Annotated in this window: 23 protein-coding genes; 17 read left to right on the top strand and 6 right to left on the bottom strand. The window is 57.3% G+C overall.

Translation table 11 applies throughout. The features are described 5' to 3' along the window. Position 1: 1 nt before the first annotated feature. The 5 genes from MUU53_RS04350 (at position 2) to MUU53_RS04330 (ending at position 6,307) form a co-directional block, all read left to right on the top strand. Positions 2-916, top strand: a complete 915-nt coding sequence (locus tag MUU53_RS04350) for a 2-hydroxyacid dehydrogenase (protein WP_247259787.1) — start codon at positions 2-4, stop codon at positions 914-916. Positions 917-1,176: 260 nt separating this feature from the next. Beyond that, the gene (locus MUU53_RS04345) at positions 1,177-2,790 is read left to right on the top strand and encodes an ABC transporter substrate-binding protein (protein ID WP_247259786.1); all 1,614 of its coding nucleotides are present in this window, start codon (positions 1,177-1,179) and stop codon (positions 2,788-2,790) included. A gap of 72 nt (positions 2,791-2,862) precedes the next feature. Continuing rightward, positions 2,863-3,816, top strand: coding sequence for an ABC transporter permease (locus MUU53_RS04340; RefSeq protein ID WP_247259785.1), 954 nt, complete (start codon positions 2,863-2,865; stop codon positions 3,814-3,816). Next, entirely contained in the window at positions 3,813-4,652 is an 840-nt protein-coding gene (locus tag MUU53_RS04335) for an ABC transporter permease (RefSeq protein ID WP_247259784.1), read from the top strand. Before MUU53_RS04340 ends, MUU53_RS04335 begins: the two co-directional genes overlap by 4 nt. Continuing rightward, on the top strand, positions 4,652-6,307 hold the full coding sequence (locus tag MUU53_RS04330) for an ABC transporter ATP-binding protein (protein WP_247259783.1): 1,656 nt from the start codon (positions 4,652-4,654) through the stop codon (positions 6,305-6,307). Before MUU53_RS04335 ends, MUU53_RS04330 begins: the two co-directional genes overlap by 1 nt. Positions 6,308-6,378: 71 nt before the next feature. Here the strand turns inward: MUU53_RS04330 and MUU53_RS04325 are convergent, their stop codons facing one another. Continuing rightward, positions 6,379-6,855, bottom strand: a complete 477-nt coding sequence (locus MUU53_RS04325) for an Lrp/AsnC family transcriptional regulator (protein ID WP_247259782.1) — start codon at positions 6,853-6,855, stop codon at positions 6,379-6,381. 208 nt (positions 6,856-7,063) lie between these two features. On the opposite strand from MUU53_RS04325, the gene MUU53_RS04320 reads away from it, so the two are divergent. Continuing rightward, complete coding sequence (locus MUU53_RS04320; RefSeq protein ID WP_247259781.1) at positions 7,064-8,380, top strand: NAD(P)/FAD-dependent oxidoreductase; 1,317 nt, start codon at positions 7,064-7,066, stop codon at positions 8,378-8,380. Between the two features lie 52 nt (positions 8,381-8,432). Here MUU53_RS04320 and MUU53_RS04315 read toward each other — a convergent pair whose 3' ends face one another. Further along, positions 8,433-9,296, bottom strand: coding sequence for a GNAT family N-acetyltransferase (locus tag MUU53_RS04315; protein ID WP_247259780.1), 864 nt, complete (start codon positions 9,294-9,296; stop codon positions 8,433-8,435). A 680-nt stretch (positions 9,297-9,976) separates the two neighbouring features. Between MUU53_RS04315 and MUU53_RS04310 the strand changes: the two genes are divergently transcribed. The 3 genes from MUU53_RS04310 (at position 9,977) to MUU53_RS04300 (ending at position 13,566) form a co-directional block, all read left to right on the top strand. Beyond that, positions 9,977-11,920, top strand: a complete 1,944-nt coding sequence (locus MUU53_RS04310; protein WP_247259779.1) for a methyl-accepting chemotaxis protein — start codon at positions 9,977-9,979, stop codon at positions 11,918-11,920. Between the two features lie 248 nt (positions 11,921-12,168). After that, positions 12,169-13,104: a LysR family transcriptional regulator gene (locus MUU53_RS04305; RefSeq protein ID WP_247259778.1), complete on the top strand. Its 936-nt coding sequence runs from the start codon at positions 12,169-12,171 to the stop codon at positions 13,102-13,104. Positions 13,105-13,167: 63 nt separating this feature from the next. Then, positions 13,168-13,566 carry a VOC family protein gene (locus MUU53_RS04300; protein ID WP_247259777.1) on the top strand — a complete coding sequence of 133 codons (399 nt, stop codon included), beginning with the start codon at positions 13,168-13,170 and terminating at the stop codon, positions 13,564-13,566. A gap of 74 nt (positions 13,567-13,640) precedes the next feature. Here MUU53_RS04300 and MUU53_RS04295 read toward each other — a convergent pair whose 3' ends face one another. The 4 genes from MUU53_RS04295 to MUU53_RS04280 all read right to left on the bottom strand — a co-directional run bounded on the left by MUU53_RS04295 (position 13,641) and on the right by MUU53_RS04280 (position 18,227). Then, positions 13,641-14,939, bottom strand: coding sequence for an NAD(P)/FAD-dependent oxidoreductase (locus MUU53_RS04295; protein ID WP_247259776.1), 1,299 nt, complete (start codon positions 14,937-14,939; stop codon positions 13,641-13,643). Between the two features lie 64 nt (positions 14,940-15,003). Then, on the bottom strand, positions 15,004-15,426 hold the full coding sequence (locus tag MUU53_RS04290; protein ID WP_247259775.1) for a Rid family hydrolase: 423 nt from the start codon (positions 15,424-15,426) through the stop codon (positions 15,004-15,006). Positions 15,427-15,511: 85 nt separating this feature from the next. After that, positions 15,512-16,666 carry an ornithine cyclodeaminase family protein gene (locus MUU53_RS04285; RefSeq protein ID WP_247259774.1) on the bottom strand — a complete coding sequence of 385 codons (1,155 nt, stop codon included), beginning with the start codon at positions 16,664-16,666 and terminating at the stop codon, positions 15,512-15,514. A gap of 115 nt (positions 16,667-16,781) precedes the next feature. After that, positions 16,782-18,227 carry an APC family permease gene (locus MUU53_RS04280; RefSeq protein ID WP_247259773.1) on the bottom strand — a complete coding sequence of 482 codons (1,446 nt, stop codon included), beginning with the start codon at positions 18,225-18,227 and terminating at the stop codon, positions 16,782-16,784. A gap of 120 nt (positions 18,228-18,347) precedes the next feature. Here MUU53_RS04280 and MUU53_RS04275 point away from each other — a divergent pair, with 120 nt between their 5' ends. From MUU53_RS04275 to MUU53_RS04240, 8 genes are all read left to right on the top strand, one after another. Then, on the top strand, positions 18,348-19,412 hold the full coding sequence (locus MUU53_RS04275; RefSeq protein ID WP_247259772.1) for an AraC family transcriptional regulator: 1,065 nt from the start codon (positions 18,348-18,350) through the stop codon (positions 19,410-19,412). Between the two features lie 281 nt (positions 19,413-19,693). Next, positions 19,694-20,875, top strand: a complete 1,182-nt coding sequence (locus tag MUU53_RS04270) for a muconate/chloromuconate family cycloisomerase (protein WP_247259824.1) — start codon at positions 19,694-19,696, stop codon at positions 20,873-20,875. Between the two features lie 10 nt (positions 20,876-20,885). Further along, positions 20,886-21,176 carry a muconolactone Delta-isomerase gene (gene catC / locus MUU53_RS04265; RefSeq protein WP_247259771.1) on the top strand — a complete coding sequence of 97 codons (291 nt, stop codon included), beginning with the start codon at positions 20,886-20,888 and terminating at the stop codon, positions 21,174-21,176. A 53-nt stretch (positions 21,177-21,229) separates the two neighbouring features. Next, positions 21,230-22,168 (top strand): catechol 1,2-dioxygenase, encoded by a 939-nt coding sequence (gene catA, locus MUU53_RS04260; protein WP_247259770.1) that lies wholly within the window; start codon positions 21,230-21,232, stop codon positions 22,166-22,168. A 242-nt stretch (positions 22,169-22,410) separates the two neighbouring features. Next, complete coding sequence (locus MUU53_RS04255; RefSeq protein WP_247259769.1) at positions 22,411-22,665, top strand: antibiotic biosynthesis monooxygenase family protein; 255 nt, start codon at positions 22,411-22,413, stop codon at positions 22,663-22,665. A gap of 1 nt (position 22,666) precedes the next feature. Then, a complete protein-coding gene (locus MUU53_RS04250; protein ID WP_247259768.1) occupies positions 22,667-23,749 on the top strand; it encodes a maleylacetate reductase in 1,083 nt (360 codons plus the stop codon). Further along, the gene (locus tag MUU53_RS04245) at positions 23,746-24,588 is read left to right on the top strand and encodes an intradiol ring-cleavage dioxygenase (protein ID WP_247259767.1); all 843 of its coding nucleotides are present in this window, start codon (positions 23,746-23,748) and stop codon (positions 24,586-24,588) included. Before MUU53_RS04250 ends, MUU53_RS04245 begins: the two co-directional genes overlap by 4 nt. A 48-nt stretch (positions 24,589-24,636) precedes the next feature. Next, a complete protein-coding gene (locus tag MUU53_RS04240) occupies positions 24,637-26,145 on the top strand; it encodes an aldehyde dehydrogenase family protein (RefSeq protein ID WP_247259766.1) in 1,509 nt (502 codons plus the stop codon). The last annotated feature ends 115 nt before the right edge of the window (positions 26,146-26,260 follow it).

Raw genomic sequence — 26,260 nt, 5'->3', positions numbered from 1 at the left:
CATGGCTGTACTTTACACCTCAGAGGCGCAGCGTGGCGAAGTCTTTGCCGCGCATTTCGCCACCGAACTGCCAGACCTGCCCTTCCACCGAGACACGGCTCCGGACCCCGCGGCAATAGAATATCTCGTTGCCTGGACCGCCCCGCCGGATGTCGCGAGCCGCTACCCTAATCTGAAGCTGCTATTCTCGGTCGGCGCAGGCGTCGACCAGCTCGACCTCGCGGCCCTCCCGCGGAAAGTCGACGTTGTACGGATGCTGGAGCCTGGACTGGCCGAGCAGATGCAGGAATACGTTACGCTCGCGGTACTTGCCCTTCACCGTGACTTGCCACGCTACATCCATCAGCGGCCCTCAAGCCTCTGGCAACCGGGACGCAACGTTCCCGCGCGCGAAAGACGAGTGGGCATCATGGGTCTCGGTCAACTCGGAAAAGCGGTGCTGCAGGCTTTGACACCCTTCGGCTTTCCGCTGGCCGGATGGAGCCGCAGCGCCCGACAGATCCCTGGCGTGGAAACCTTTACGGACCTCTCCACCTTCCTCTCCCGCACGGACATTCTGATCTGCCTGCTGCCGCTCACGCCAGATACTGCTGGTATTCTCGATGCTGGGCTCTTCTCTAAGCTGCCGCCAGGCGCGGCTCTGGTTCACGCCGGGCGCGGTCGCCAGCTCGATCACAATGCGCTGCTAGAGGCGCTGGCCAGCGGCCAGCTCTCAAACGCGTGGCTAGACGTGACGGAGCCAGAACCCCTACCGGCCGAGCATCCTTTCTGGAACCATCAGCAGATCGTGCTGACACCGCACATCGCCTGCCAGACCCGAGCAGACGATGGAGCACGACATGTGATCGCCGGCATCCGGGCGCACAAAGCGGGTCTTCCGATACCTGGGCTGGTTGATCGCACGAGGGGCTATTGATGTCTGTATCCCAGACACGCGTCAAAAACGGCATTTTATGCCGCACAGAGCGGATATTCGGAGCATTCGCGGCAGCAAAGGGACGCACACTACGTCTCGAAAGATACCTCCTGCAAAAGCGCATCAAGGGCTCTAACCGCTGAGATGTCGGGACGGGAGCCCCGATAGAAAATGCTGTTGGTAGCGACTGCGATCCTCCCAAGCCGTGGCCGCTTGCCAATGATCAAAACTAAGCAAGCTCAAATAAAAGGGGAATCACGATGAGCAACAACGAAATCACCAATTGGACCGACGCCGACGACGCGATGGTCGAAAATGCAATTCGTCTTGGCGCGACACGCCGAGACATGCTTCTCATGTTTCTTGCCGGCGGCATCGGGCTTGCCGCAGGCGGCTCGCTCTTTGCACGGGCAACTTCTGCCATCGCCGCAACGCCGGTAAAGGGCGGTCACTTCAAGGCCGCCGGCTGGTCATCATCGACATCGGACACGCTTGATCCGGCCAAGGCCTCGCTTTCAACAGACTATGTTCGCTGTTGCGCTCTTTACAACCGATTGACCTTCCTCGCCAACGGTGGAACGCTGCAAATGGAGCTTGCCGACAGCATCGAAAGCAAGGACGCCAAGGTCTGGATCGTCAAGCTAAAGTCGGGCGTGACCTTCCATGACGGCAAGTCGTTGACTTCGGCCGATGTTGTATACTCCTTAAAGCGTCACCTCGACGAGGCGACCGGCTCCAAAGTTAACGCGATTGCCAAACAGATGGAGCAGATCAAGTCCCTCGACCCGCTGACCGTCGAGATCACACTTTCCGCACCGAATGCGGACCTGCCGACCATCCTGGCCATGCATCATTTCATGATCGTGCAGGATGGGACCACCGATTTCAGCAAGGGGATCGGCACTGGCGCCTTCAAACTGGAACGCTTCGAACCGGGCGTCCGCTCGCTGATGAGCCGCAATGAAAACTATTTCAAGCCCGGCGGCGCCCATGTCGACAGCTTCGAATACTTCGCGATCTCCGACGATATGGCCCGCGTCAACGCAGTGCTCTCGGGTGATATTCATGTCGGCGCTTCGATCAAGCCGCAGTCTATGCGCCTGCTGGAAAACGCAAAGGGTGTCGAGGTGGTAAAATCGACCTCAGGCAACTACACCAATCTGAATTTCCGCATGGACATGGAGCCCGGCAGCAAGATGGACCTGATTGAAGGCGTCAAATCGCTCTTCGATCGCGCGCTGATCCAGAAGTCGGTTATGCGGGGCTTGGCGGAGATTGCCAATGACCAACCGATATCGGCAATGAACATATACCATAACGCGGATCTGAAGCCTCGCGCCTTTGACCCGGAAAAGGCAAAATTCCACTTCAAGAAAGGTGGCCTCATTGGACAGACTATTCCTGTCGTGGCATCTGATGCCGCCACGGCATCGGTCGAAATGGCCACCGTCCTGCAACAGGCTGGCAGCAAGATCGGCATGACATTCGATATCCAGCGTGTTCCCTCGGACGGATACTGGTCCAACTACTGGCTCAAAGCCCCGGTTCACTTCGGCAATATCAATCCACGACCAACCCCCGACATTCTGTTCTCGCTGCTTTATGCATCGGATGCGCCGTGGAACGAAAGCCGTTACAAGTCCGCGAAATTCGATGCCATGCTGCTTGAGGCTCGAGGTGAACTGGACACTGCGAAACGAAAGACCATCTATGGCGAGATGCAGACGATGGTGGCCAACGAGGCTGGCACAGTCATTCCGGTCTATCTCTCCAATGTGGACGCCAAGCAGACCAAGCTGAAAGGTCTCGAACCCAATCCGCTGGGCGGGCAGATGGGCTACGCTATGGCGGAATATGTCTGGATCGAAGCCTGATATGCTACAAGGATCGAACCGGAGGCAAAAACTTCCGGTTCTCTCTTCCGACTGCATCTGAGGACAGCCAGAATGCCGGGACAAATGACATTGCTGGTCCTTGGCCGGCTCGGCGTGACACTGCTCACGCTCCTCATCGTATCCTTCGTCGTCTTCGGCGCTACCCTGCTTTTGCCGGGCGATGTTGTAGAAATACTGCTGGGTCAGGCCGCGACACCCGAAGCGGTAGCAGGCCTGCGCGAAGCCATGCATCTCGATTCCCCAGCTCTTGTCCGCTATGGCCAGTGGCTGCTGGGTATGGCGCAAGGCGATTTTGGCATGTCCTATGCCAACAACATGCCGATTGCGGACATGATCGGCGGACGGCTCGCCAACACCCTGCGACTGGCAGCTGTAACGAGTGCGATCGCAGTGCCGCTCGCTCTGTTTCTCGGTGTCACCACCGCCATGTATCGTGGCTCGTCCTACGACCGCATGGTCACGGCTGCGATCGTTTCGGTCATCTCAGTTCCGGAGTTTCTGATCGCAACTTTCGCCGTGCTCGTCTTTGCCGTCTGGCTCAAGTGGCTGCCGGCCCTCTCGCTCGCAAATGAAGTTCAGGGTTTCGGGCAACTGCTGAAGGTCTTCGCCATGCCGGTGATCACTCTCACCTTCGTGATCTCGGCCCAGATGATCCGCATGACCCGCGCTGCCGTGATCGACGCACTGAAAATGCCCTATGTTGAAATGGCACTGCTGAAAGGCGCGTCCCCCACCCGCATGGTGCTGCGCCATGCCCTGCCCAATGCCATCGGACCGATCGCCAATGCCATTGCCCTGTCCCTCTCCTATCTCTTGGGAGGCGTGATTATTGTCGAGACCATCTTCAACTATCCCGGCATAGCCAAACTGATGGTGGACGCAGTATCAACGCGCGACCTGCCGTTGATCCAGAGCTGCGCCATGATCTTCTGCTTCGGATTCCTGCTTTTGATCACCATCGCCGACATCATTGCCATTCTCTCCAATCCGAGGCTGCGCAAATGAGCCAGACACCCGTTTCTTCGCCTCGTTTCGGCATGCGGATGAACGCGACCGGCATTATCTCCGGTCTGATCATCCTGTGTTGGGCGGTCATCGCGGTCATCGGCCCGACCTTCGCCCCGCACGCCCCAGGCGATATCGTCGACTTCGATTTCTTCGGCCCCATGTCCGAACAGCTCTGGTTGGGCTCAGACTATCTTGGTCGGGACATCTTCTCACGGATCCTGCTCGGAACACGCTATACAGTTGGCATTTCCTTCGGCGCGGTCTGCATCGCCTGTTTTTCGGGCGTGGTCCTGGGCATGACGGCTGCAGTAACCGGAGGGTATTTCGACACCATTCTGAGCAGGGTCCTGGATGCGCTCAACTCGATCCCATCCAAGTTGTTTGGTCTGGTCATGGTCGCGGCAATCGGCTCTTCGATCCCGGTTCTGGTAATCCTTCTGGCGGTCATATACACGCCCGGCTCCTACCGCTTCGCCCGGGCGCTCGCAGTCAATTGCAACACTATGGACTACGTGGCAGTGGCCCGTGCCCGCGGTGAAAAGACGCTCTATCTTATCTTCCAGGAGATCCTGCCGAACATAACTGGTCCGGTGCTTGCTGATCTCGGTCTGCGCTTCGTCTTCATCGTGCTGCTTCTGTCCGGTCTCTCTTTCCTTGGTCTTGGCGTACAACCGCCCAACGCCGACTGGGGGTCACTGGTGAAGGAAAACATCGGCGGCCTCGCCTTTGCAGCGCCTGCCGTCATCGCCCCATGCCTCGCCATCGCCAGCCTAACGATCAGCGTCAACCTCCTGATCGACAATCTGCCAGTCAAGATCCGGGACCGCAGCTGATGACCAAACCGCTCGTCGAAGTCCAGGACCTCCGTGTCGAAGCCCAAACCGATGCCGGGCGTCGGGTTGAAATCATAAAGGGGGTCAGCCTCACCATCAATGAGGGCGAGATCGTAGCCTTGATCGGCGAAAGCGGATCCGGCAAGACCACCATTGCCCTGACTCTGATGGGCTACACGCGCACCGGCTGCAGAATCAGCGGCGGCAAGACGCTTCTCGGCGGGAGGGATCTCGTCACCATGTCGGAACGCGACCGGCAGAAGCTGCGCGGTACGGATGTGGCCTATGTCCCGCAGAGTGCTGCGGCTGCCTTCAATCCGTCGCATCGCCTGATCGATCAGGTCATCGAAGTCGCTGGTATTCACCGGTTGATGTCCCGCACCGAGGCAAAGATCAAGGCGATAGAGCTTTTTCACGCACTCGCACTTCCGGATCCCGAGACCATAGGAGACCGCTACCCGCATCAGGTCTCCGGTGGCCAGCTGCAACGTCTGGCTGCTGCCATGGCTTTGATTGGCGGCCCGAGGCTGGTCATCTTCGACGAACCAACCACGGCGCTGGACGTGACCACCCAGATCGAAGTGCTGCGTGCCTTCAAATCCGTCATGCGCAAAGGGGGCATGGCGGGGGTTTATGTCTCGCATGACCTGGCAGTCGTCGCGCAGATTGCCGACCGTATCATCGTGCTGAAAGGTGGGGAAATTCAGGAAGAGGGCTCGACCGCACAGATCCTCGAATCTGCCAACCATCCTTACACACGCCAGCTGCTCGCCGCCTTCCAGCCCAAGCCTTTCGCTGCACCGACACCGGCAGCAGCGGAAACCTCAGTCCAGCGTCCCCTCCTTGAAGTCACCGACATCTTCGCCGGTTTCGGGCCAATCCAATCGAACGGACTACCGTACAAGACAGTACTTCGGAATGTCAGCTGCAAGCTCGAACGGGGCCACAATCTTGGCCTGATCGGCGAAAGCGGCTCGGGCAAGTCCACGCTCGCACGGGTGATTGCCGGATTGCTGCCGGCGGCACGTGGCCATGTGCAACTCGACGGACGGGAACTGGATCCGACGGCTGGCGCGCGGAGCAAGGAGCAACTGCGCCGCATGCAGATCGTCTTCCAGCTGGCAGATACTGCGCTCAATCCGTCGCGCTCCGTCGCCGATATTCTCGGCAGGCCATTGACCTTCTATCATGGCCAGACGGGCGCAGCTCGTGAAGCCCGCGTTGGCGAACTCCTCGATATGGTCCAACTACCCCGCGCCCTACGTCATCGAATGCCGGGCGAATTGTCCGGTGGCCAGAAGCAGCGCGTCAACTTTGCCAGAGCACTGGCTGCCAAGCCCGCAATCATCCTATGTGACGAGATAACCTCGGCCCTCGACACAGTCGTTGCCGCAGCCATCATCGACCTGCTAAAGAACCTGCAGCGAGAACTGGGGCTATCCTATGTCTTCATCAGCCACGATCTTTCCACAGTACAGTCGATCTGCGATCAGGTTATGGTGATGCAGCATGGAGAAATGGTCGAAATGCTGGCCAATGACCAATTGCCTGCCGGTGCGCGCCACCCCTATTCGAAACTGCTTTTCGCATCCGTTCCAAAGCTCGATCCCGGCTGGTTGGACGGACTGCCGACCGATATTTCCGAGCACGCCTGATGTCTATCGGCAAAGGTGTGACACCCCGTAGAGACGATGCTGTCGGTCGCTCCAGGCGGCCGGTGCCGCCACTACATGGGGAAGATCGTCTTGAGGGGCAGATGCGATTTTACGAAGGGCGACTTCATCACCACAAAACTGAAGTACTTGTCGATGCCCATGTCCATGTCGATCATCCGCTCCATGATCGCCTGGTAGTCACCAATACTGCCGGTGACAAATTTGAGTAGATAATCGTAGCCGCCCGAAATCAGGTGGCATTCGATGATCTCCTCGACCTTCTCGGCGGCCTGCTGGAAGCGGTCGAAGTCCATCTTGCGGTGGTTTTTGAGAGTGATTTCCGTGAAGACCGTGAGGGTTGGGCCAAGTTTGGCAAGATCTATCTGCGCGGCATAGCCGATAATGTAGCCAGCCTGCTGCAGCTTCTTAACCCGCATGAGGCATGGGCTTGGCGAGAGATGCACGAGTTCGGCAAGCTCAACATTCGTGATGCGACCATTTTTCTGCAACTCGTGCAGGATGCGGATGTCGATGCGGTCCAGCTTCATGATAATCCTCGTGCTGGAATGCAGGCTAAGCATGAAATGCCGATTTTGCAACCTGTAACCGGCCTTCACAGGCGAATATCCTCCCATAACGCTTGTAAATTAAATGCATTTCTTGCGCTTGAATCAGCATAATATTTTGCAACTCAAGCTCAATGCGGCAGCCCAAAACGACAAAGCGACGATAAGGTGCCAATAAAGGAGCTTATCCATGCCCGCACCCCTCCTCACCATAGAGACCGCCAGCACCATGCCCCGAGAGGCCGATGTGGTCGTTATCGGCGCCGGCATTGTCGGAACATGCACGGCTTACTATCTCGCCCGACAAGGCATGAAGGTTGTCCTTGTCGAAAAGGGACGGCCGGGCGCCGAACAGTCGAGCCGAAACTGGGGGTGGTGTCGCCAGCAAAATCGGGACGCCCGTGAATTGCCTATGGCGACTCGTAGTCTGGCGTTATGGGATGAAATGGCCAAGGAAATTGGTCCCGATCTCGGGTTCCGTCGTTGTGGACTCCTATATCTGTCGAACGATGAGGCCGAGCTGGAGAGCTGGGCACGCTGGGGCGATTTTGCACGCAGACAGAACATCGAAACTCACATGCTGACGGCTGCGCAGGCGGCCGAACGAGGAAAGGTAACGAGCAAGCGCTGGAAAGGCGGTGTCTTCTCACCGACGGATGGGATTGCCGATACATCGCGGGCCGTGCCTTTGATTGCCAGGGCCGTGGAAACCCATGGCGGACGGGTACTGCAGAACTGCGCCGTGCGTGGGCTGGAACTGGCTTCGGGTAAAGTTTGCGGCGTGGTGACCGAGCGTGGCACCATACGGACACCCACCGCCATTATGGCAGGCGGCGCTTGGGCCTCAAGCTTTTGCCGACAGTTGGGGATCCGGTTTCCGCAGGCCTCTGTCCGCGCCTCGATCCTGTCTGTGAGCAAGGCCGACGGTATGCCGGATGCGCTGCATACTGCACAAGTTTCGCTCACTGCCCGCCACGGCGGTCATACGCTGGCCATATCCGGCAAGGCCCGCGTCGATCCGACAGGTCAGATGCTACGCTTCGGTAGCACTTTCATTCCAATGTTCCTGAAGCGTCACAAATCGCTGGCCATTGGTGGCCTTGAGGGATTGTACTCGGGACACGAAACGCTCAGCCGCTGGGTTCTCGACCGGGAAACACCCATGGAACGAGTACGAATCCTGGACCCGAAGCCTGACCAGAAGCAGATCGACGAAACGCTGAAGCGGGCACGAAACCTGATCCCGGCACTCATGGCAAGCCAGGTCACCGCCGCCTGGGCGGGCTATATCGACAGCACACCTGACGGCGTACCGGCCATTGGGGAGACAGAAATTCCAGGCTTTGTGCTCGCTGCCGGTTTCAGCGGTCACGGCTTCGGTATTGGAACCGGGGCCGGCGATATGATCGCCGACATCGTAATGGGTAAGGAGCCCGCGCTCGATCCAAGACCCTACCATCCTTCTCGATTCCGTGAAAATTCTTGGGGCAAGGTGGCGGAATTTTAACGCCGAAGAGCAATCAGTCGCATCCGACGAGAATTGATATTAGTATAATTGATCAGCCAAAGGCTTGATTGGCCAGACCGTAAGTTGTGACGGAACCGCCGTGAGGAACCTCCCCAAGTGTCATTGTCGTGACGGTATCGTAAAAGGCAATGCCCGCCTCGTCGAGAAAGCGACGCAACAGCCCGCCCTCGGCGCGCGTGTCCATGCGCAGGAACTGATCCTTGTGGGCAATCACATGTGGACGGATAAGTGCTATCGCATCCTGTTCAGTTTTGGCAACCACAGGACCGATGACCCTTCCACGGCCGAATTCGCGACACAACGCAAAACCGCACACTATGCCATCCTGCAGTATCACGGTTCCTTCCGACACCGGAAAAAGCCGCTCGAATAGTGCCCGACGGTCAGCGCCATAAGCCAGCGCATCCAAAGCGACGATCGCCTGCGCATGATCCGCGAGCATTGGCCGCGCATGGTCCGGTCCGTCCGGAACCTTGGAAGCAATCCCGTTATGCTGGAAAACGCTGGTTCGTGATGAAAATCCGAGCGAAAGATACAAACGGTATGCAGCCTTGGTAGCGTTCAGCACCTTGCTGCGCGCCCTCGTGTCGGCCAACACATGCTGCATGAGCCAGCGCCCCGCACCGTGATCCTGCAGTCGAGGTGATGTGATGACCATACCGATCGAGGCAAGTGTCTCGCCCATAGGAAACCACATCGCCGAACCGAGCACACGACCAATTTCGTCCCGCGCTACATAGCCGCGGCCAAGATTTATCGCCATTTCCCAGTCTTTCGGGCGATGGGGCCAGTTAACTGCAATTGATAGTTCGTAAAGACGCGGAACATCTTCCGGCAACATGTCGGTAAGAGTCAATTCGTAACTATCAAGCACCTTGGTGAGATTAGCGCGCACGTTTGAATCCTGTCATTTTAGACGATGATCCTATCGATTGCGGACAAAAGATGCAGCTGTGCTGCACAAGTTTCCAGCATATCATTCTGAAAGGGTAACGGATACTCTAGAGGTCGGCCTGATTGTATCATCCCGTGAGACCAAGCCGGTGTATTCCGCGAGAACCTTATCGCATGTCGCCCCGGCGAAGTTTGAAATCGCATCTGACGCTGATTTCTGGGGTTACCGCTATGTTTTATGGCGATTTTGGAACTGCCGGTTTTGACAGTCTCGCGTCCGTTCGGGGCGGCGGGCGTCACAGGGTGGCCTACTTTCCGTCGTGGATGATAGAACGGCACCTATTTTAGCGACCTTACCCCCATTTTTTCAGTGCTATCAAGGGGTACAGCCGCCATTATAGAGTGGAATTTATATTTTCATTATATTATTTATATTTCTTCCATAATACTTTAATATTCAAGTATTATTAGATATTATATGTTGTATTATTTTAGTTTAATACTGAAGGACAGCATAATATAAATCTGATAACCGATACCAAATATAAAAAACATGAGAGCTAATTTGGATTTTTACCCACATTATTTACTAGATTAAATGTTGTAATCAGATCCTTTAAATTCATTAATTATTAGAAAACTATATCAGTGCTTGTGAACGTAACCGCCGGGGGCAATACGATGGTTTTCCCAACTATTTCGGTGTCAAAAAAGATCTACATAGCGTCTGGTCTGGCAATCTCCATGATCGCCGGACTCATTGTGAATGATTATCTGGCGCAAGCGGCCATCACTGATGCCGAGGGCGTCGTTCAACGAGAGCAGATCATTTTCGACGGGATCGCTCAAGCTGAGAAGACTTTGCTTCAGTTACAAATCTATCTGCGCGATATCAGCCTCGCGGATACGCCAGATGAACTTGACAAGGCTCTTTCCCAAATTGCGCCCGTTTCTGAAGCTGGGCAAAGAGGTCTGGACGAGTCCATCCGGATCGCAATGAAGCCAGACGTCCTGAAGGATATACAAACGTCTCTCAAGGAATACGCGAAAGCGTCCACAGTGGTCGCGAATTACGTACGAGACAACAATTTCACGAATCTCAAGCAACTGGATGCCTTCCGTGCGCAGTCAACGGTGCCGATAAGCACGGCGGCTAAAAAGGCCATCGACGCTTCAATCACCAATGCAAAGCACTTTACCCAGGAAGCGAAGGACAGGCTTGCGGAAACGAAAGTGAAACAACGTTGGATTTCCGACCTGATTGAATTTAGCATATTGGGAGTGCTGCTACTGACGGCCTTTGTACTCTGGCGGAGCGTGATAAAGCCAATAAAGGACTTGACCGACGCAACAGTACGCCTTTCTCAAGGAGATACGAACGTCAGTTTTACTCTCGCCAACCAGCGAGACGAGATTGGAATGATGTACGCTGCACTCGAAACCTTTCGAGATGCAACGGTAGCAAACGCTCAGCTGCAGAAAGAGGCAGAAGAGATGCGGCAGCGAACAGATGCCGAGCGCCAGGCAGCTCAAGCGCTTGCGGAAGCTCAGGCTGATGAGAGGCTTCGTGTCGCGACCGGCGGCCTGGCACGTGGGCTTAAGCTTCTTGCCAACGGCGATCTCAGCTTCCAACTCGAAGAAAAATTCTCGCCCGAATTTGAGCCTTTGCGACTCGATTTCAACCAGTCTGTGAAGCAACTTAATGATACCCTTTCGGCTGTCAGTCAGAGTATCGCTTTGATCGATACCGGATCCAACGAAATTGCTGTTGGTGCAAACCAGCTTTCCAAGCGTACCGAGCAGCAGGCGGCCTCCTTGGAGGAAACGGCGGCGGCGGTTGAGGAAATCACTTCAAATGTCAAGAACTCCACACAACGCACGCAAGATGCGCGACAGGTCGCAAGCCAGGCAAAGCTTTCTGCAAACGAGTCATCCGAGGTGGTTGCCCTAGCTGAAGAGGCCATGAAACGAATTGAAGGTTCATCGCAGCAAATTTCCAACATTATTGGCGTGATCGATGAGATCGCATTTCAAACAAACCTGCTCGCACTGAACGCTGGTGTCGAAGCCGCTCGCGCCGGTGAAGCAGGCAAGGGCTTCGCAGTGGTTGCACAGGAAGTGCGTGAGCTTGCGCAAAGATCGGCGACCGCAGCGAAAGAAATCAAGGCGCTCATTCAGAACTCGACGGGCGAAGTCTCAAGTGGCGTGGATCTTGTCCGTAAAACGGGCGAAACCTTGAGGACTATCGGATCTCTGATTGTTGAAATGAACGCGCACATGGACGTCATTGCTCTTTCGGCCAAAGAGCAGTTCACGGGACTGAGTGAAGTTAATCAGGCCGTTAGCTCGATGGATCAAACCACGCAGCAAAATGCGGCAATGGTCGAGGAGTCGAGCGCGGCATCCAATGCTCTCATGGATGAAGTCGCCAAGCTTCGTGGATTGATCGCTCAATTCTCGCTGGCGACAAGTCGGCACAAACACAAAGAAGATGACGTTGTGCTTGCAGCACGAAATCCGAAAGCATCTACCGCCAGACCTGATCATCGTGTCACAGCGCCCGCACCTCGATTGAGGGCCGTAGGACAAGGTCGTTCAGCTGGAGAAAGCTGGGAAGAGTTCTAAGGCAGGGCTCTTGCGCACCGGGTAACAGGTTCGCTGTTTCCCGGTGCTTTTCTGTCCTAGCGATGGTCAGGTCGATCTCACGTGGCTTGTGACGAGATCAGGCCGAGAAACCAGGGAATATGCACAGCATAATCTTTGCGGTCGTCGTTTCACTCCGGTCGGATTACGCTCCAACATCACTTGAAAGTTCGCCAATTTAGGTGAATATTACCGTTATTAGAGGGGAAACGTTACAGACTAGGTGAGAGATGGATCGTTTCGTCGAACTTGAGGTCTTCACACGCATTGCTGACGAAGCAAATCTGACGCGCGCAGCACAAGAGATGGGCCTGTCGGTTTCTGGCGTCAGTCGGCATCTCACCAATCTGGAAACTCGCCTTGGTGTACGGCTGGTTCAACGTACCACACGGGCTCTATCACTGACGTTGGAGGGGAAGCGTTTTGCGCGCAGCGCGCGCGATATCCTTGCCGCGCTGCAAGAGGCTGAAGAAACCGTCAGCTGGGTTTCGGCCGAACCGACTGGCGTGTTGCGGATCGGCGCATCGCTCTCTTTTGGATTGCTGCATTTGATGCCTGTGATTACCACGTTCAAAGCACGCCACCCACAGGTGCGTGTCGATCTACAAGTCTCAAACCGCTATTGCGATATCATTGAGAACGGACTTGATCTCGCGATCCGTACGCGGCGGGCGGAGGTCGACAGCAGTGTGACGATGAGGAAACTGGCTGAGATGCCTCGTCTCATGGTAGCAACCAAGGAGTACCTTGCACGAAATGGGGTTCCCAAGATACCTGAAGATCTGGAACACCATGCGCTTCTTCTCTACACCCTCTCGGACAACTGGGATCAACTAAGCTTTACGTGTGGAAGCGAAGAGCGAAGGGTTCACGTTTCGGCAGAATTGGCATGCAATGACGGGCAGCTACTGCGCCAAGCGGCACTTTCCGGCATGGGGCTGCTGGTCCAGCCCGCCTACGTAGTCCATGAGGACATTGTCGCCGGACGGCTCGTACCGGTCCTGACCGACTGGGCACTGCCGGGCCTGACTATGAACATCGTCTTTCCTTCGCGAACTCATCTTCCGGCCCGCACACGGCTCTTCATTGATGCGTTGGTCCGGCATTTTCGCGAAAACGATCTCGAACGAACCTGGCAGCAGGTCGCATTGAGCCCCCTGCAGTAAAAGCAAGGCGGCGCGCCCATCGGGCTGTAAGCGCTGCTCGCCTTAGAAGGAAAAGGATTTCCCATGCCTGAATTGAAGAGTACGACGAAGGCCTATCTCGACCACGTCGCCTTTACCGTTCGCGACATCGCCCCGCATCTGATCTTCTTCCGCGATGTACTCGGCATGACCGTGACCAAACGTGACGGTCCGGAAGAAACGCCAAGTCAGGTCTGGCTTCTGGGCGGCCTGCAGATTGCCGAGGATCCAGCCTTCACTGGTCCTGAAGGTCGCTTCGCGCATCTCGGTTTGATTTGCGGCGATGTTCCGGCAGCCATCCAGGGCGCACTGGCCCATGGCGGCAAGTCGTTGGACAAGGGCGCCCATTGGGTAGAGATGCCCGACGGGTTGCTGCTCGAATTCCTACCCGACACCCGCAACGCGGTTGAAACCGTGCGCAATCTTGACCCCCGACAAGCCTGAACAACTGGGACGGCGGGCACCGGAACCCGCCATTCGTCCGACCGCTGACCGTCGATCGGTAGTCTTGCGATGGCTCAGGAAAATCGCTCCAGACGGTAGGGTGCGGGGTCGAGCAAGGGCGTGGAAGATGCAGTCACCAGGTCTGCGGCAAGCTGTCCGGCAGCGGGTCCCGTACCAAAACCATGGCCCGAAAACCCGGTCGCAAGCGTCAAGCCAGGAATCCCGGCCACCGGACCGAGCACCGGCAGGGAATCTGGCGTGATGTCCATCATGCCTGCCCAGACTTCTTCGATCACCGCCTTGTTGAACAGCGGCCACGCTGCCGTCAGATTACGCATCGCTTCGGCGTTGATATCTTGATTTGCTGGCGGATCCATCACTCGCACCCGCTCGAACGGAGACCGGGATTTTGCGCCCCAGCGACGCGGCAACGAGATGTCCTTCATGAAATCGGACCCGAGGCTGATGCGCAGCAATTGCCGCTGACCGCGCAGCATGTGGAGGTAACGCATGCCGATCAGCAGGTGATCGAGCATCAGCGGTGCGCCGAGAGCACCGCGTTGGGTAATCGTATAGCCACCGTCGAGGCGCTTGCGGAAGGAAAAGTCCGGACCACCAACGGCGATTTCTGTAGGCCCTTCCATGGGGGCCGTGCGGATGACCGAGCAGATCAACGGCAGAGTAGGGAGGTCGACTCCAAGATTGGCAAGGAACTTGCGCGACCATAGTCCCCCGGCGAGCAGAACCTGATCGCAGCGGATTTCGCCTTTTTCAGTTGCCACGCCGGTGACGCGACCAGCGGACCGGACGAGCGTGCGCACGGCACAGTTTTCGACAATCAGGGCCCCTTTCGCGATCGCAGCGCGTGCAATCGCGCTGGATGCAAGCGTCGGCTCGGCACGGCCGTCTGAGGCCGTATAGATACCTCCGGCCCAGGTCCCCTGCCCGCCGGGCACCCGATCATCGATCTCCCGGGCGCTGAGCATCTGGGAATCAAGCTTCAGACATTCGACCGTCTTCATCCATTGGCGATGCATCTCCATCTCGGCTTCCGTGCGGGCGAGATACATGATGCCTGCCTGCCGATATCCGACATCGATTCCGACGCGTTCGGACATGGTGGCCCAGAGACGGTCAGCAGCCTGCGCCATCGGCACGTCCGGTGCCGAGCGCCCCATCTTGCGTATCCAGCCAAGATTGCGGGAGGACTGTTCGCCTGCGACGCGACCCTTTTCGAGCAGCACCACGGGAATACCACGTTCGGCAAGGACGAGGGCGGCAGTCAGCCCGACAATTCCGCCGCCAATGACGACGACAGTTGTTTGCGCTGGAAAGGAGGAGTCTGTCTGAACGGGTAGGATAGTGGGTGCCATGGCTACAAACCTGGAGTTTCTGGAAATGACGGAGGGATGGATCATAGACCTCCCGGAAGCTGGATTAGAGGGAGATGACCCGTGCTTCAGTCTCGGCCTTCCCCGCCCCGCGATAGGCCGTTACCTCGATCTCGACCTTGTAGACTGTCGAGCCGAGCGGTGGGCATGTAACTGTACTGGCTGGGTTGATACCGCGAAACTTATCCCCGACAACCGTCATCACGGCCACGGTGTCGTTCGGATCCTGGATGAAGACACGCGACGCAACGACATCGGAAAGCCCGGAATCCACCGCGGCCAAGGCTGCTTCGATATTGGAGAAGACCTGAAGCGTCTGCGCGGTAATCTCTTCCGGGATTTCCTTGGTGACCGGATCGCGGCCTGCGGTATTGGACACGAAGATCCAGTTATCGACCGCGACAAGGCGGGAGTAACTGCCGTGGTCTTCGAACTTGGATCCGGTCTTGATCTTGACGATCTTGGTCATGGTGGCACTCGCTGTTGTCTTGAGAAAGAGAAGGCCGGGCGGGCGACGATATCGCTCACCGCCCGGCAAGTTGGCGCCAGGAAAATCAGCGCAGGACGGGAACGTCCCAGAGGTTGAGCTTGACGCCGATGCCTCGGGCGATCGCATTCCGGTAGACGATGGTGCCCCAGGCGACATCCTCGACCGGCATGCCGCCGACGGACATGATGATGATCTCTTCATCGTTCTGGCGACCGGGCGCATCACCAGCGACGATCTTGCCGATGTCTTCGAGATCGGCGCGATCCATGCGGCCTTCGGTGATCATGTCCATGAACTTCACGCCGATGATCGGCACATGTACATGCGCAGGCTTGGGCAATTCGTGATACCAGGCGTCATAGAGGCCGGTATTGTCGAGCACTTTGCGGACATCACGAGCCTCCATGGCCTCGTCAATGTTGCAAAGCGCCGGCATCGCCAGGAACGCGCCGGGCTTGACCCATTCGCGTTTCACGATGGGATAGGTAGAGGGATCGCCGACGGCACCCGAATTGCAATAGCTGACGAGGTCACTGTCGCGGACGACGGCCTCGATGCTGTCGACCACGGTGACGGACGTGATCTGCGGATAGGTTTCGGCAACCCAGGCAAGGAAGCTCTTGAGGCTCTTTTCGCCACGACCCTTCACCTTCAGCGTATCGATATGAGGGCATGCTGCCATGAAAGCCGCAAGCGTAGTCTTTGCCATGACACCCGGTCCAAGAATGCCGACGATGCGACTGTCCTTGCGTGCGAGATGACGTGCACCGACGCCCGGAATGGCACCAGTGCGGTAGGCCGAAAGCAGGTTCGCCGACATGAAGGCGAGTGGTGCGCCCGTATCGGCATCGTTCAGGCAGAACATCAGGATCGAGCGCGGCAGACCCTTTTCGCGGTTCTCGATGTTGGAGCCGTACCATTTCATCCCCGCAGTACGGAAACGGCCACCAATATAGGCAGGCATGGCCATGAAGCGACGATCGGCGGTCGGCTTCGGCATATCAGGGAAAGGCGAGTTTTCCGGGAAGGAGATCATGGCGCCATGACTATCGCTGTTCGGGCCAGCCATCCGGTAATCGCCGTGATAGAGCAGGCCGAACATTTCTTCCATGGCGTCAACGCAGGCAGGCATGTCGGTCACGCCGGCCTTGATCATGTCTTCTTCCGACAGGTAGATGAAATCGATCTTTGTGCTTTGGATTGCTGTCATGTCGTTCATAGCTGATGCTTTCGTTTGGTTGCAGCACATCGCGTCCGGTCGAGGCGACAGGATCGAGGAGCGGTTGGGAAGGAGCGGAACGGTTTGTCCCCGTCCCGCAGTGATGGGAGTAGCGTTACGCCTCGAACACCTTGCCGAGAGCCGCATAGCGAACGGGATCGGAACCCTTGATCCGCATCGCAAAGACGAGACCGCCAAGGCCAACAAGCGCCACGATCAGAGGGAAGCTATCGACGACGATGTTGGAGGCACCTGCCAGCAGTTCGAGATTGGAGATGACCAGTCCAAGCGCTCCGACGAGACCGACAAAGGCAAGCGCCGGTGCAATCAGTGTCTGCCAGAGACCATGTCCATGGCTGTTCTTCCTGAAATACAGGATGACCGCGATGCATACCACCGCCTGCACCGTGAGGATGCCGATGACCGTCAGTGCCGACATGTAAGGGAAGACGACGGTGAAGGGATCTTGTCCGGCAATAGCGAACACGACGATAACGGTTGCTGCGGAAATAGACTGAAGAATGCCGGCTACATAAGGTGATCCGTGCAGCGCATGAACCTTGCCGAGCGCACGGGCCGCAAGCCCCTCCCGGCCCAGAGCAAAAAAGTAACGGTTCAGTGTGTTGTGGAAAGACAGAACACAGGCAAACAAGCTCGTTACAAGGAGGACATTCATTGTGGTAGCCGACCACGCGCCGAGCACGTTTGTTGCTGCGTCAAAATAAAAAGCACCCAGCAAGGCGGTTGCTGCTTCCTGAACCTTGGATGGACCGAAATGCAGCCCAATTGTCCAGGTTGAGAAAGCATAGAACACCGCAATCAGCACAATGGAGATATAGGTCGCCCTCGGAATCGTGATCTCAGGACGATCAACCTCCTCGGCAAAAATTGCGGTTGCCTCGAAACCAATGAAGGAGCCGACGACGAACACCAAAGTTACACCAAGACCCGCGCTGAAGACGGTTGACGGTTCGAACGACGAAAAGTTGATACCCTCGGGGCCACCGCCAGCAATCAGGATGGCGATGTTGAGAACAAGCAGGATGACGATTTCTGCCACCATGCAAAGGCCAAGGATGGTGCCGGAGAAGGCGATGTTGCGTTGGCCAGCCAGATGCACCAAGGCGAGAAATCCGAGCGCCCACACATACCATGGCAGATCGATGCCAAAGGGAGCCATCATGCTCTGGGTGGAAAAACCCAGCAGAGCGTAGATCGCAATCTGGACCGAGCTGTAGGTTAGAAGCGCGATAAAGGCACCACCTACACCAGCTGGCTTGCCGATGCCCTGTGTGATGTACGTGTAGAAAGCCCCTGCCCCGCCGACATGTCGGCCCATGGTCGTAAAGCCGACCGAAAAGATGAGGTAGAGCAAACCGGCAAGCACAAAAGCGCCGGGAACACCGGCACCATTCCCGAAAGCGAAAGCCGGCGGTGTTGCACCGACAACGGCAGTCAGCGGCGCTGCTGCAGCGACAACGAAGAAGACGATATGGGCCATGCCCACAGAATTTCGGGCCAGCCGTCCTGTGGACGCTGACGCGCTATTGGTGACAGTCATGTGAACCCCTCACGGTTTCTTTGTTTATTGTTAAGAAAGATGAGAGAGCACCGGCCACTTGGACATTGCCCTAAGTGACATTTATTTGATATTTTATGCCAGATTGAGAGGGAATCTGCGATGCCTGAAGACCTAGCGCCGGTCCGGGGGCGGCACTCTGTTACGTTTATCCGTGTTGCCGCCCTGACACCGTTCATCGAGTATCTGCAGAATGCGGGGGTTTCGCCAGCCACCTTGCTCGAACGACATAACATTCCTTCAAGCCAACTCAGCGATTCCTATGCACTGATCCCCCTCCATCACTTCGTCGCATTTCTGGAAGAGGCTGCAGCAGCGACGGGTGATGAAGCGTTCGGTGCAAAGGTCGGCGCCCACCTTAAACCTGCCGATATCGGCCCCATGGGGATCTTGTTTTCCGTCTCCCAGACCATTCAGATCGCCCTCCGGCGGATTGCCCGCCTCGCCAACTCCTTGCAGGGGGGGACCAATTCCGGCGTCATGGAACAAGACGGGACGCTGACCTGGAGCTACGCTTTGACGGATCGCACCATCTGGCCGCGCAGACAGGATGCGGAATACTCCATGGCGGCGACCTGCGAGCTGGTGCGATCCTGCTTTCGCGCCACTCTCAACCCGCTTGAGGTGCATCTGGAGCATGAACGGCCAGCCAACATCGAGCCGTTGAAACGAATTTTCCGAGCCCCGATCCGGTTTTCGCAATCCAGCAATCGTTTGATCTTCGACGCTGAGGACACGGGTCGCATCTACCGTAACGAGGACAAGTTTCTTGTCGCCACGCTCGAGCGCCATATTGGCGACCTGATCCAGGAAATGAAGCCAGACGAAGCACTTTCCGCAAAGGTGGCTTCTCTTATACAGCTCTATCTCGGCCGTCGTCCTGTGACCACGACCTTCCTGGCACAGGAACTTGGCATGAGCCTGCGCACACTTCAACGGCGTCTCGACGGCGAGGGCACATCGGTGCGAGCATTGATGCGCCAGCACAGGTCGGAACTCGCTGCTGGCCTTTTGGAGCGTCCGGATACCCTCGCAGCCAACGTCGCACTCGCCCTTGGCTATGCCGACGGTGCCGCCTTCTCCCGCGCCTTCAAGGATTGGACCGGACGATCGCCTAGAGAAGTAAGACCCCACCGATCTCGAAAGCTGCCACCGCCAGAGGAATGATTGTGGTTCGCAAGGTTGGCGCCAGCACGCAATCTGGGTTCTGGATGCGCACGAAGGAGGCAGCTTGTGGTCTGACAATCATTGTGGCGAGGTCGCCCGAAGATCACCGTTCCGGTTGAGACCCACCCGTCGTGTCACTTCCCACATCTGCGCCATACGTCCAAGGATCTGCAACAGATACTCAAAATCCAGCAGATAAAACAACTACGATACCTTGAGGGTATCAAACGACACCTAAATGGTCTTGGACGGGGCGCATGATCTTTTCCATCATCAGCCTCATGAACAAGATTTTCCATCCACCTCTTGAAGCGCCTGTCGCCGCTCCGAGCATCGAACGCATCGAAACGATGCTCGTCGACCTACCAACAATCCGGCCGCATAAGCTCTCGGTTGCGACGATGAACGGCCAGACGCTGATGTTGGTCATGATCCACTGCAGCGACGGCATCGTTGGGATCGGTGAAGGTACCACCATTGGCGGGCTGGCCTATGGCGGTGAAAGCCCGGAAAGCATGAAGCTTTCCATCGATCGCTATTTTGCACCTGTCATGCTGGGCCAGGATGCTACGCGCGTTCAGTCCCTGATGGCACGGCTCGGCAAGGTGGTGAAGGATAATCGGTTTGCCAAGAGTGCCGTGGAAACGGCGCTTCTCGACGCCCAAGGCAAGCGGGTCGGTCTGTCCGTTAGCGAACTCCTTGGCGGGCGCCGTCGTGATCGCCTGCCTGTCGCCTGGACGCTTGCCTCTGGGGACACCGCCCGCGACATCGACGAGGCCGAGCAGATGCTCTCGCTTCGCCGTCATGCGATCTTCAAGCTGAAGATCGGCCTGCGCTCCGTGCGCGAGGATGTCGCCCATGTTGCTGCGATCAAGCGTGCGCTCGGTGACCGGGGCGTTGTGCGCGTCGACGTCAACATGGCATGGACCGAAACCGATGCCAATCTCGGGATTGCCGCCCTTGCCGATGCCGGCTGTGAATTGGTGGAGCAGCCGGTCAAATCCACCGCAGCGCTTGGCCGTCTGGTTCGTCGCTTCCCCATTGCCGTCATGGCGGACGAGTCCCTCACTGGACCGGAGAGCGCCTTCGAGATCGCACGGACCAACGGCGCTGATGTCTTTGCCGTCAAGGTGGAGCAGAGCGGCGGACCCTTCAACGCCCAGCGCGTGGCGGCCATTGCCGATGCGGCTGGTATCGACCTCTATGGCGGCACCATGCTTGAGGGTGCAATCGGGACGATCGTTTCTGCGCATGTCTTCTCGACTTTCGCAGAGCTGCAATGGGGAACCGAGCTCTTCGGCCCGTTGCTTCTGACCGAGGAAATTCTGGAGACGCCGCTCGACTACAGCGATTTCTCGCTGGCCGTCCCCACAGCGCCCGGTCTCGGCATCACGCTGGATGAGGACCGGCTCAAGCGTTTCACCCGTGAGGGATCACGCCACATGACCAGGGCGCAGGCTTGAGGAGAAGACGATGCTGTTTCACGTCAAGATGACCGTCAATCTGCCGCATGATTTGCCTGCCGACCAAGCAACCGACATCTTGGCACGGGAAAAAGCCTATTCGCAGGCGCTGCAGGCAGAGGGCAAATGGCGGCATATCTGGCGGGTTGCTGGCCACTATGCAAACATCAGCATTTTTGATGTGGCCGACAACGAAGAACTCCATGTGCTGCTTTCCGGCCTGCCACTTTTCAAGTTCATGGACATCGAGGTGATGCCGTTGCTGCGCCATCCCTCTGCTGTTCGCGACGACGACCGCTGACGACAACACTGGAGCAATCCGGCTCAATTCATCCCATGTGAGGAGGACATGACATGAGCGTAAAAATCTTCAATCGCCCCGACATCCAGGACTTTCTCAAGGTCTTGAGCGGCTTTGAGCAAAAAGAGGGCAATCCGCGCGTCAAGCAGATCGTCCACCGGGTCGTATCGGACCTTTTCAAGACGATCGACGATCTTGATGTAACGCCCGACGAGTACTGGACGGCGATTGCCTGGGTCAATGAAATTGGTGCGACCGGTCAGGCCGGTCTGATATCGCCGGGTCTCGGTCTGGATCATTTCCTTGACGAGCGTCTGGATGCCATCGACGATGCGCTCGGCATCAAGAACGAGACGCCGCGGACCATCGAGGGGCCGCTCTATGTGGCCGGCGCACCGGAATGTCAGGGCTTTGCCCGTCTCGATGACGGCACGGATACCGACGGCCATACGCTGATCATGCACGGCACAGTCTACGGCGCCGACGGCAAGCCGAGCGCTGGAGCGAAGGTCGAGGTCTGGCACTGCGACACGCGCGGCTTCTATTCGCACTTCGATCCGACGGGCAAGCAGGCGCCTTTCAACATGCGCCGTACCATCATCACGGACGAGAATGGCCGCTACAAGTTCCGCAGCATCGTGCCGCATGGCTATGGCGTGCCTCCGGGCAGCCCGACCGAAAAGCTGCTTTCGGCGCTCGGTCGCCACGGCCAGCGTCCCGCCCACATCCACTTCTTCGTCAGTGCCGATGGCCACCGCAAGCTGACGACGCAGATCAATATTGCAGGCGATCCGCTGATAAACGACGATTTCGCCTATGCCACTCGCGACGGCCTGGTGCCTGACGTGATCGAGCGCACGGACGAAGCCAGCATCAAGGCCAACGGCCTGAGCGGTCCGTTTGCCGAGATCGTCTTCGACATCAAACTGACAGCCCTCGTCGATGGTGTCGACAATCAGGTCAACGCTCTGCGCCCACGCGCCGCCGCGTAAACCATGGGCGGCCCGGCATGACCGGGTCGCCTCATGCCTTCAGTTTGCCTTCAGCCTCTACAAGGCGGAGGCATTAAGCGTGTTCTTCCGAATTCCGTAAGCCCCTGCTGCCGAATCTCTTTGTTGCAAAAATCGCAAGAAACTTTTCCAAAAAACATGATTTATCACGTAATTGGTCAATGAGAGGGTGCGCAAACGGCGGAAAGTTTCCGCGTCAGCATCACGGGGAAACATTTATGCCCATGTCTACGACTACGCGCGCCATGTGCCATATCGTTATGTGGAACGTGGCTGGCTCTACAGCGGACCAGAAGAATGAGGCAATTGCTTCCGTCTGTCGCGAATTCGAGGGCCTTCGAAGCAAGATCCCGGGTATGACCTTGCTGGAGGTAGGCCTGGAAACAGACGGCGTATCATACGTTCGCAATAGGCTGAAAGGGCTGCGTATAGCGCGCCATCAGATGGATTACCTCATTGCGTCACGGAAGGTGGCGTGAAATGTCGCGCTCCAATTTCGTCTACACAAGCCATCCGGCCAGAGTCATTTTCGGTTTTGGAACGACTCGGCAATTGCCGGAAGAGGTGGCACGGCTTGGTGCATCCCGCGCGCTGATCCTCTCCACGCCTCCCCAGAAAGGACAGGCCGAACAGTTGGCTGCGCTTCTGGGCGGAGCTGCTGCTGGCGTGTTTGCTGGCGCGGTCATGCACACGCCGGTCCATGTCAGCGAACAGGCAGTCGCTCTTGCATCGCAGAAGAGGGTTGATGCCATAGTGGCAATCGGCGGTGGTTCGACAACCGGACTTGCCAAGGCGATTGCCCTTCGCACCGGCCTTCCGCAGGTGGTGCTCCCCACCACCTATGCTGGTTCTGAGATGACGCCAATTCTTGGGGAAACCAATGAAGGCATCAAGAAAACGCAGACAACGCCAAAGGTCTTGCCGCAGGTTGTGATTTACGACGTGGAACAAACCATGAGCCTGCCAATAACGTTGTCCGGCACCAGCGGCATGAATGCAATCGCTCATGCGGTGGAAGCACTTTATGCGCGAGACAGCAATCCTGTCATCTCTGTGCTGGCCCTCGAAGCAATCGCAGCCCTGGCCCGTGCATTGCCGAAGATAGCCCAGGATCCCGGTGACCGCGACGCGCGCTTCGATGCACTTCATGGCGCGTGGTTATGTGGAACCTGTCTGGGGGCTGTCGGCATGGCGTTGCATCACAAGCTGTGTCACACGCTGGGCGGCAGTTTCGATCTGCCGCATGCTGAAACGCACACTATCGTTCTGCCACACGCACTGGCCTACAATGCGCCTTCCATCCCCGAAGTCATCGCTTCGCTGGAAACCATTTTCGGGGAGGAACCGGCCCTTGCACTCCAGAAACTCGCCAGATCCGTTGGCGCCCCTATAAGTCTCGCAGAGATTGGCATGCCCGCAGATGGCCTCGATCGAGCAACCGAGATTGCTCTGACGAACAGCTACTGGAACCCGCGCCCGCTTGAGGCAGGACCCATCAGGCAATTGATGCAAAGGGCCTTCGACGGCGCGACACCATGGGTTGAGGGAAGGAAAACCGCATGAGCTATTTCACCGAGGAGACATCCGCAGATGTCGTCAACAACCGCATCGGGCCGCACACATCGCCTCGATTGCGCAGGATTATGACCTCACTGGTTGGCCATCTACATGCTTTCATTCGGGATGTGGAACTGACTGAAGCCGAGTGGGAGCAGGCAATAGAATTTCTTACGCAAACCGGTCAGACCTGCTCCGGCAGTCGGCAGGAATTTATTCTTCTCTCCGATACGCTCGGGGCGTCCATGCTGGTCGATGCCATCAACCACCGCGCCCCCAATGGGGCCACGGAAACTACCGTGTTCGGCCCATTCCATGTTGATGGTGCACCGGAGCGTGCCATGGGAAGCAATATCAGTCTCGATGGCAAAGGCGAGATTTGCCTCTACACCGGCCGTGTGCTCGATCTGCATGGCAAGCCTCTGGAAAATGCCGTGGTCGATGTGTGGTCCGATAATGAGGACGGTTTTTACGATGTCCAGCAGCCCGACCTTCAGCCGGCCTTTAACAATCGCGGCCGTTTCCGCACCGGCCCGGATGGGACTTACGCGTTTAGAGGCATCAAGCCGGTTTCCTATCCGATCCCAGACGATGGACCAGTAGGCCGGATGCTGGCAGCGCTTGGGCGACATCCATGGCGGCCCGCACACATGCATTTCATGGTCACGGCAGCGGGCCACTGCCGTTTGATCACGCACATCTTCGTGGCGGGAGATCGATACCTTGCCTCGGACGCCGTGTTCGGTGTCAAGGAATCTCTGATCGTCGACTACCTTAAAGTCGATTCCGACACAGAAGCATGGCGTGCCAATTACGACTTTACCCTATGCCGACAGGCTGACTGACAGGCAGAGCAGGCACTAAAGCCAACAACAATCAAAGAGGGATTAGATATGAAAATTGCACGACCAGATAGTGTCGTTGAATCGGTATGCGATGCCGTGACCGACTTCCTGAAATCGCCCAGGGTGTTGATAGGCGGGCAGTCATCCGCAGCGACGTCCGGCGCCACTTACACGGTAACGAACCCTGCCACCGGCGAAGTGCTGGCCCATGTGCCCGCCTGCGATGCAAACGATATCGATCTCGCTGTGAGGGCTGCGGCAGCGGCATTCGAAGGTCCTTGGTCGAAAATGCTGCCGGTACAGCGCCAGTCACTCCTCCTGAAGCTCGCCGATCTGATTGAAGAAAACGGCGAGGAACTGGCACAGCTTGAAACGCTCAACCAAGGCAAGTCGATCCTCCTGTCACGCCTGATCGAGGTGCAGTCCTCGGCCGAGTATTTCCGTTACATGGCTGGCTGCGCGACCAAGATCGAGGGCGCAACGCTAGATGTCTCTATCGGTATCCCGCCGGGCATGCGCTATCAGGCCCACACCCGCAAGGAGCCAGTCGGCGTCGTTGCCGCCATCACGCCGTGGAACTTCCCGCTCAATATGGCCGCGTGGAAGATCGCCCCGGCGCTCGCTGCCGGCTGTACCGTTGTTCTGAAGCCAGCCGAGGAAACGCCGCTCACCTCCATCCGACTTGCCGAGTTGTGCCTTGAAGCCGGCTTTCCGGAAGGCGTGGTCAATGTCGTGACCGGCATGGGCGAGACGGCGGGGGCGGCACTCGTTGCCCATCCCGGCGTTGCCAAGATTACCTTTACCGGCTCCACCGAGACCGGTAAGCTGATCGGCGTTCAAGCCATGAAGGACATGAAACGCGTGACGCTGGAACTCGGTGGCAAAGCGCCGATGATCATGTTCGACGACATGGATCTCGATCTGCTCGGCGCCGCCGCCGGCATAGGCGTCTTCTTCAATACCGGACAGACCTGCTGCGCCGGCACACGCATCTATGCTCAGAAGGGCATTTACGAAAAAGCGCTGGAGGTGATTGCGAATGTTTCGCGCAGCCTTGCGGTGGGTTCGGGCCTCAATCCGATGAACCAGATCAATCCACTGGTCTCTGCCAAACATCAGTCCCACGTAAAAGCCTGCATCGCGCGCGGGATCGAAGATGGCGCAAAGCCAGTTCTAGGTGCCAGCGCGCCCGACAAGGGTTTCTTCGTTGCACCGGAACTCTTCACGGATGTCCGACAGGACATGGCGCTCATGCAGGATGAAGTCTTCGGCCCGGTCGTGACCATCACGCCATTCGATGACCCGGACGAAGCAGTTCGTCTTGCCAACGACACCCGCTACGGCCTTGGCGCATCGATCTGGACCAACGATCTCAACAAGGTCATGCGCTATGTGCCGAAGATCGAGGCGGGTACCGTCTGGGTCAACAGCCACAATATTCCCGACCAGAACATGCCCTTCGGCGGCCGCAAGCAATCTGGAATAGGCCGTGAGCATGGCAGCCGGGCGCTGGAAAACTATCTCGAAACCAAAGCTGTCTGCATTGCCTACCGGTGATGGACAGCACGCCATGCATGGCGAAGGGCCGGTGGATGCCGGCCCTTTTTCGTTCTGCAAGACGATCGACGAGACATTCTGAAAGCAGGTCCAGTAAAAGTACGTTAGCGGTTTT

The sequence above is a fragment of the Affinirhizobium lemnae genome, from assembly GCF_022968395.1.
GTDB classification, from domain to species: Bacteria; Pseudomonadota; Alphaproteobacteria; order Rhizobiales; family Rhizobiaceae; genus Neorhizobium; species Neorhizobium lemnae.
Note: the sequence above shows the minus strand (reverse complement) of the source record. Positions and strands in the feature narration are given on the sequence as shown.

Coding starts and splice junctions, on each gene's coding strand:
- MUU53_RS04340 (WP_247259785.1), top strand. CDS start 2,863: ATGCCGGGACAAATGACATTGCTGGTCCTTGGCCGGCTCGGCGTGACA.
- MUU53_RS04305 (WP_247259778.1), top strand. CDS start 12,169: ATGGATCGTTTCGTCGAACTTGAGGTCTTCACACGCATTGCTGACGAA.
- MUU53_RS04290 (WP_247259775.1), bottom strand. CDS start 15,426: ATGACCAAGATCGTCAAGATCAAGACCGGATCCAAGTTCGAAGACCAC.
- MUU53_RS04285 (WP_247259774.1), bottom strand. CDS start 16,666: ATGAACGACATGACAGCAATCCAAAGCACAAAGATCGATTTCATCTAC.
- MUU53_RS04300 (WP_247259777.1), top strand. CDS start 13,168: ATGCCTGAATTGAAGAGTACGACGAAGGCCTATCTCGACCACGTCGCC.
- MUU53_RS04270 (WP_247259824.1), top strand. CDS start 19,694: ATGAACAAGATTTTCCATCCACCTCTTGAAGCGCCTGTCGCCGCTCCG.
- MUU53_RS04320 (WP_247259781.1), top strand. CDS start 7,064: ATGCCCGCACCCCTCCTCACCATAGAGACCGCCAGCACCATGCCCCGA.
- MUU53_RS04240 (WP_247259766.1), top strand. CDS start 24,637: ATGAAAATTGCACGACCAGATAGTGTCGTTGAATCGGTATGCGATGCC.
- MUU53_RS04310 (WP_247259779.1), top strand. CDS start 9,977: ATGGTTTTCCCAACTATTTCGGTGTCAAAAAAGATCTACATAGCGTCT.
- MUU53_RS04280 (WP_247259773.1), bottom strand. CDS start 18,227: ATGACTGTCACCAATAGCGCGTCAGCGTCCACAGGACGGCTGGCCCGA.
- MUU53_RS04335 (WP_247259784.1), top strand. CDS start 3,813: ATGAGCCAGACACCCGTTTCTTCGCCTCGTTTCGGCATGCGGATGAAC.
- MUU53_RS04350 (WP_247259787.1), top strand. CDS start 2: ATGGCTGTACTTTACACCTCAGAGGCGCAGCGTGGCGAAGTCTTTGCC.
- MUU53_RS04275 (WP_247259772.1), top strand. CDS start 18,348: ATGCCTGAAGACCTAGCGCCGGTCCGGGGGCGGCACTCTGTTACGTTT.
- catC (WP_247259771.1), top strand. CDS start 20,886: ATGCTGTTTCACGTCAAGATGACCGTCAATCTGCCGCATGATTTGCCT.
- MUU53_RS04245 (WP_247259767.1), top strand. CDS start 23,746: ATGAGCTATTTCACCGAGGAGACATCCGCAGATGTCGTCAACAACCGC.
- MUU53_RS04325 (WP_247259782.1), bottom strand. CDS start 6,855: ATGAAGCTGGACCGCATCGACATCCGCATCCTGCACGAGTTGCAGAAA.
- MUU53_RS04255 (WP_247259769.1), top strand. CDS start 22,411: ATGTCTACGACTACGCGCGCCATGTGCCATATCGTTATGTGGAACGTG.
- MUU53_RS04345 (WP_247259786.1), top strand. CDS start 1,177: ATGAGCAACAACGAAATCACCAATTGGACCGACGCCGACGACGCGATG.
- MUU53_RS04330 (WP_247259783.1), top strand. CDS start 4,652: ATGACCAAACCGCTCGTCGAAGTCCAGGACCTCCGTGTCGAAGCCCAA.
- catA (WP_247259770.1), top strand. CDS start 21,230: ATGAGCGTAAAAATCTTCAATCGCCCCGACATCCAGGACTTTCTCAAG.
- MUU53_RS04295 (WP_247259776.1), bottom strand. CDS start 14,939: ATGGCACCCACTATCCTACCCGTTCAGACAGACTCCTCCTTTCCAGCG.
- MUU53_RS04250 (WP_247259768.1), top strand. CDS start 22,667: ATGTCGCGCTCCAATTTCGTCTACACAAGCCATCCGGCCAGAGTCATT.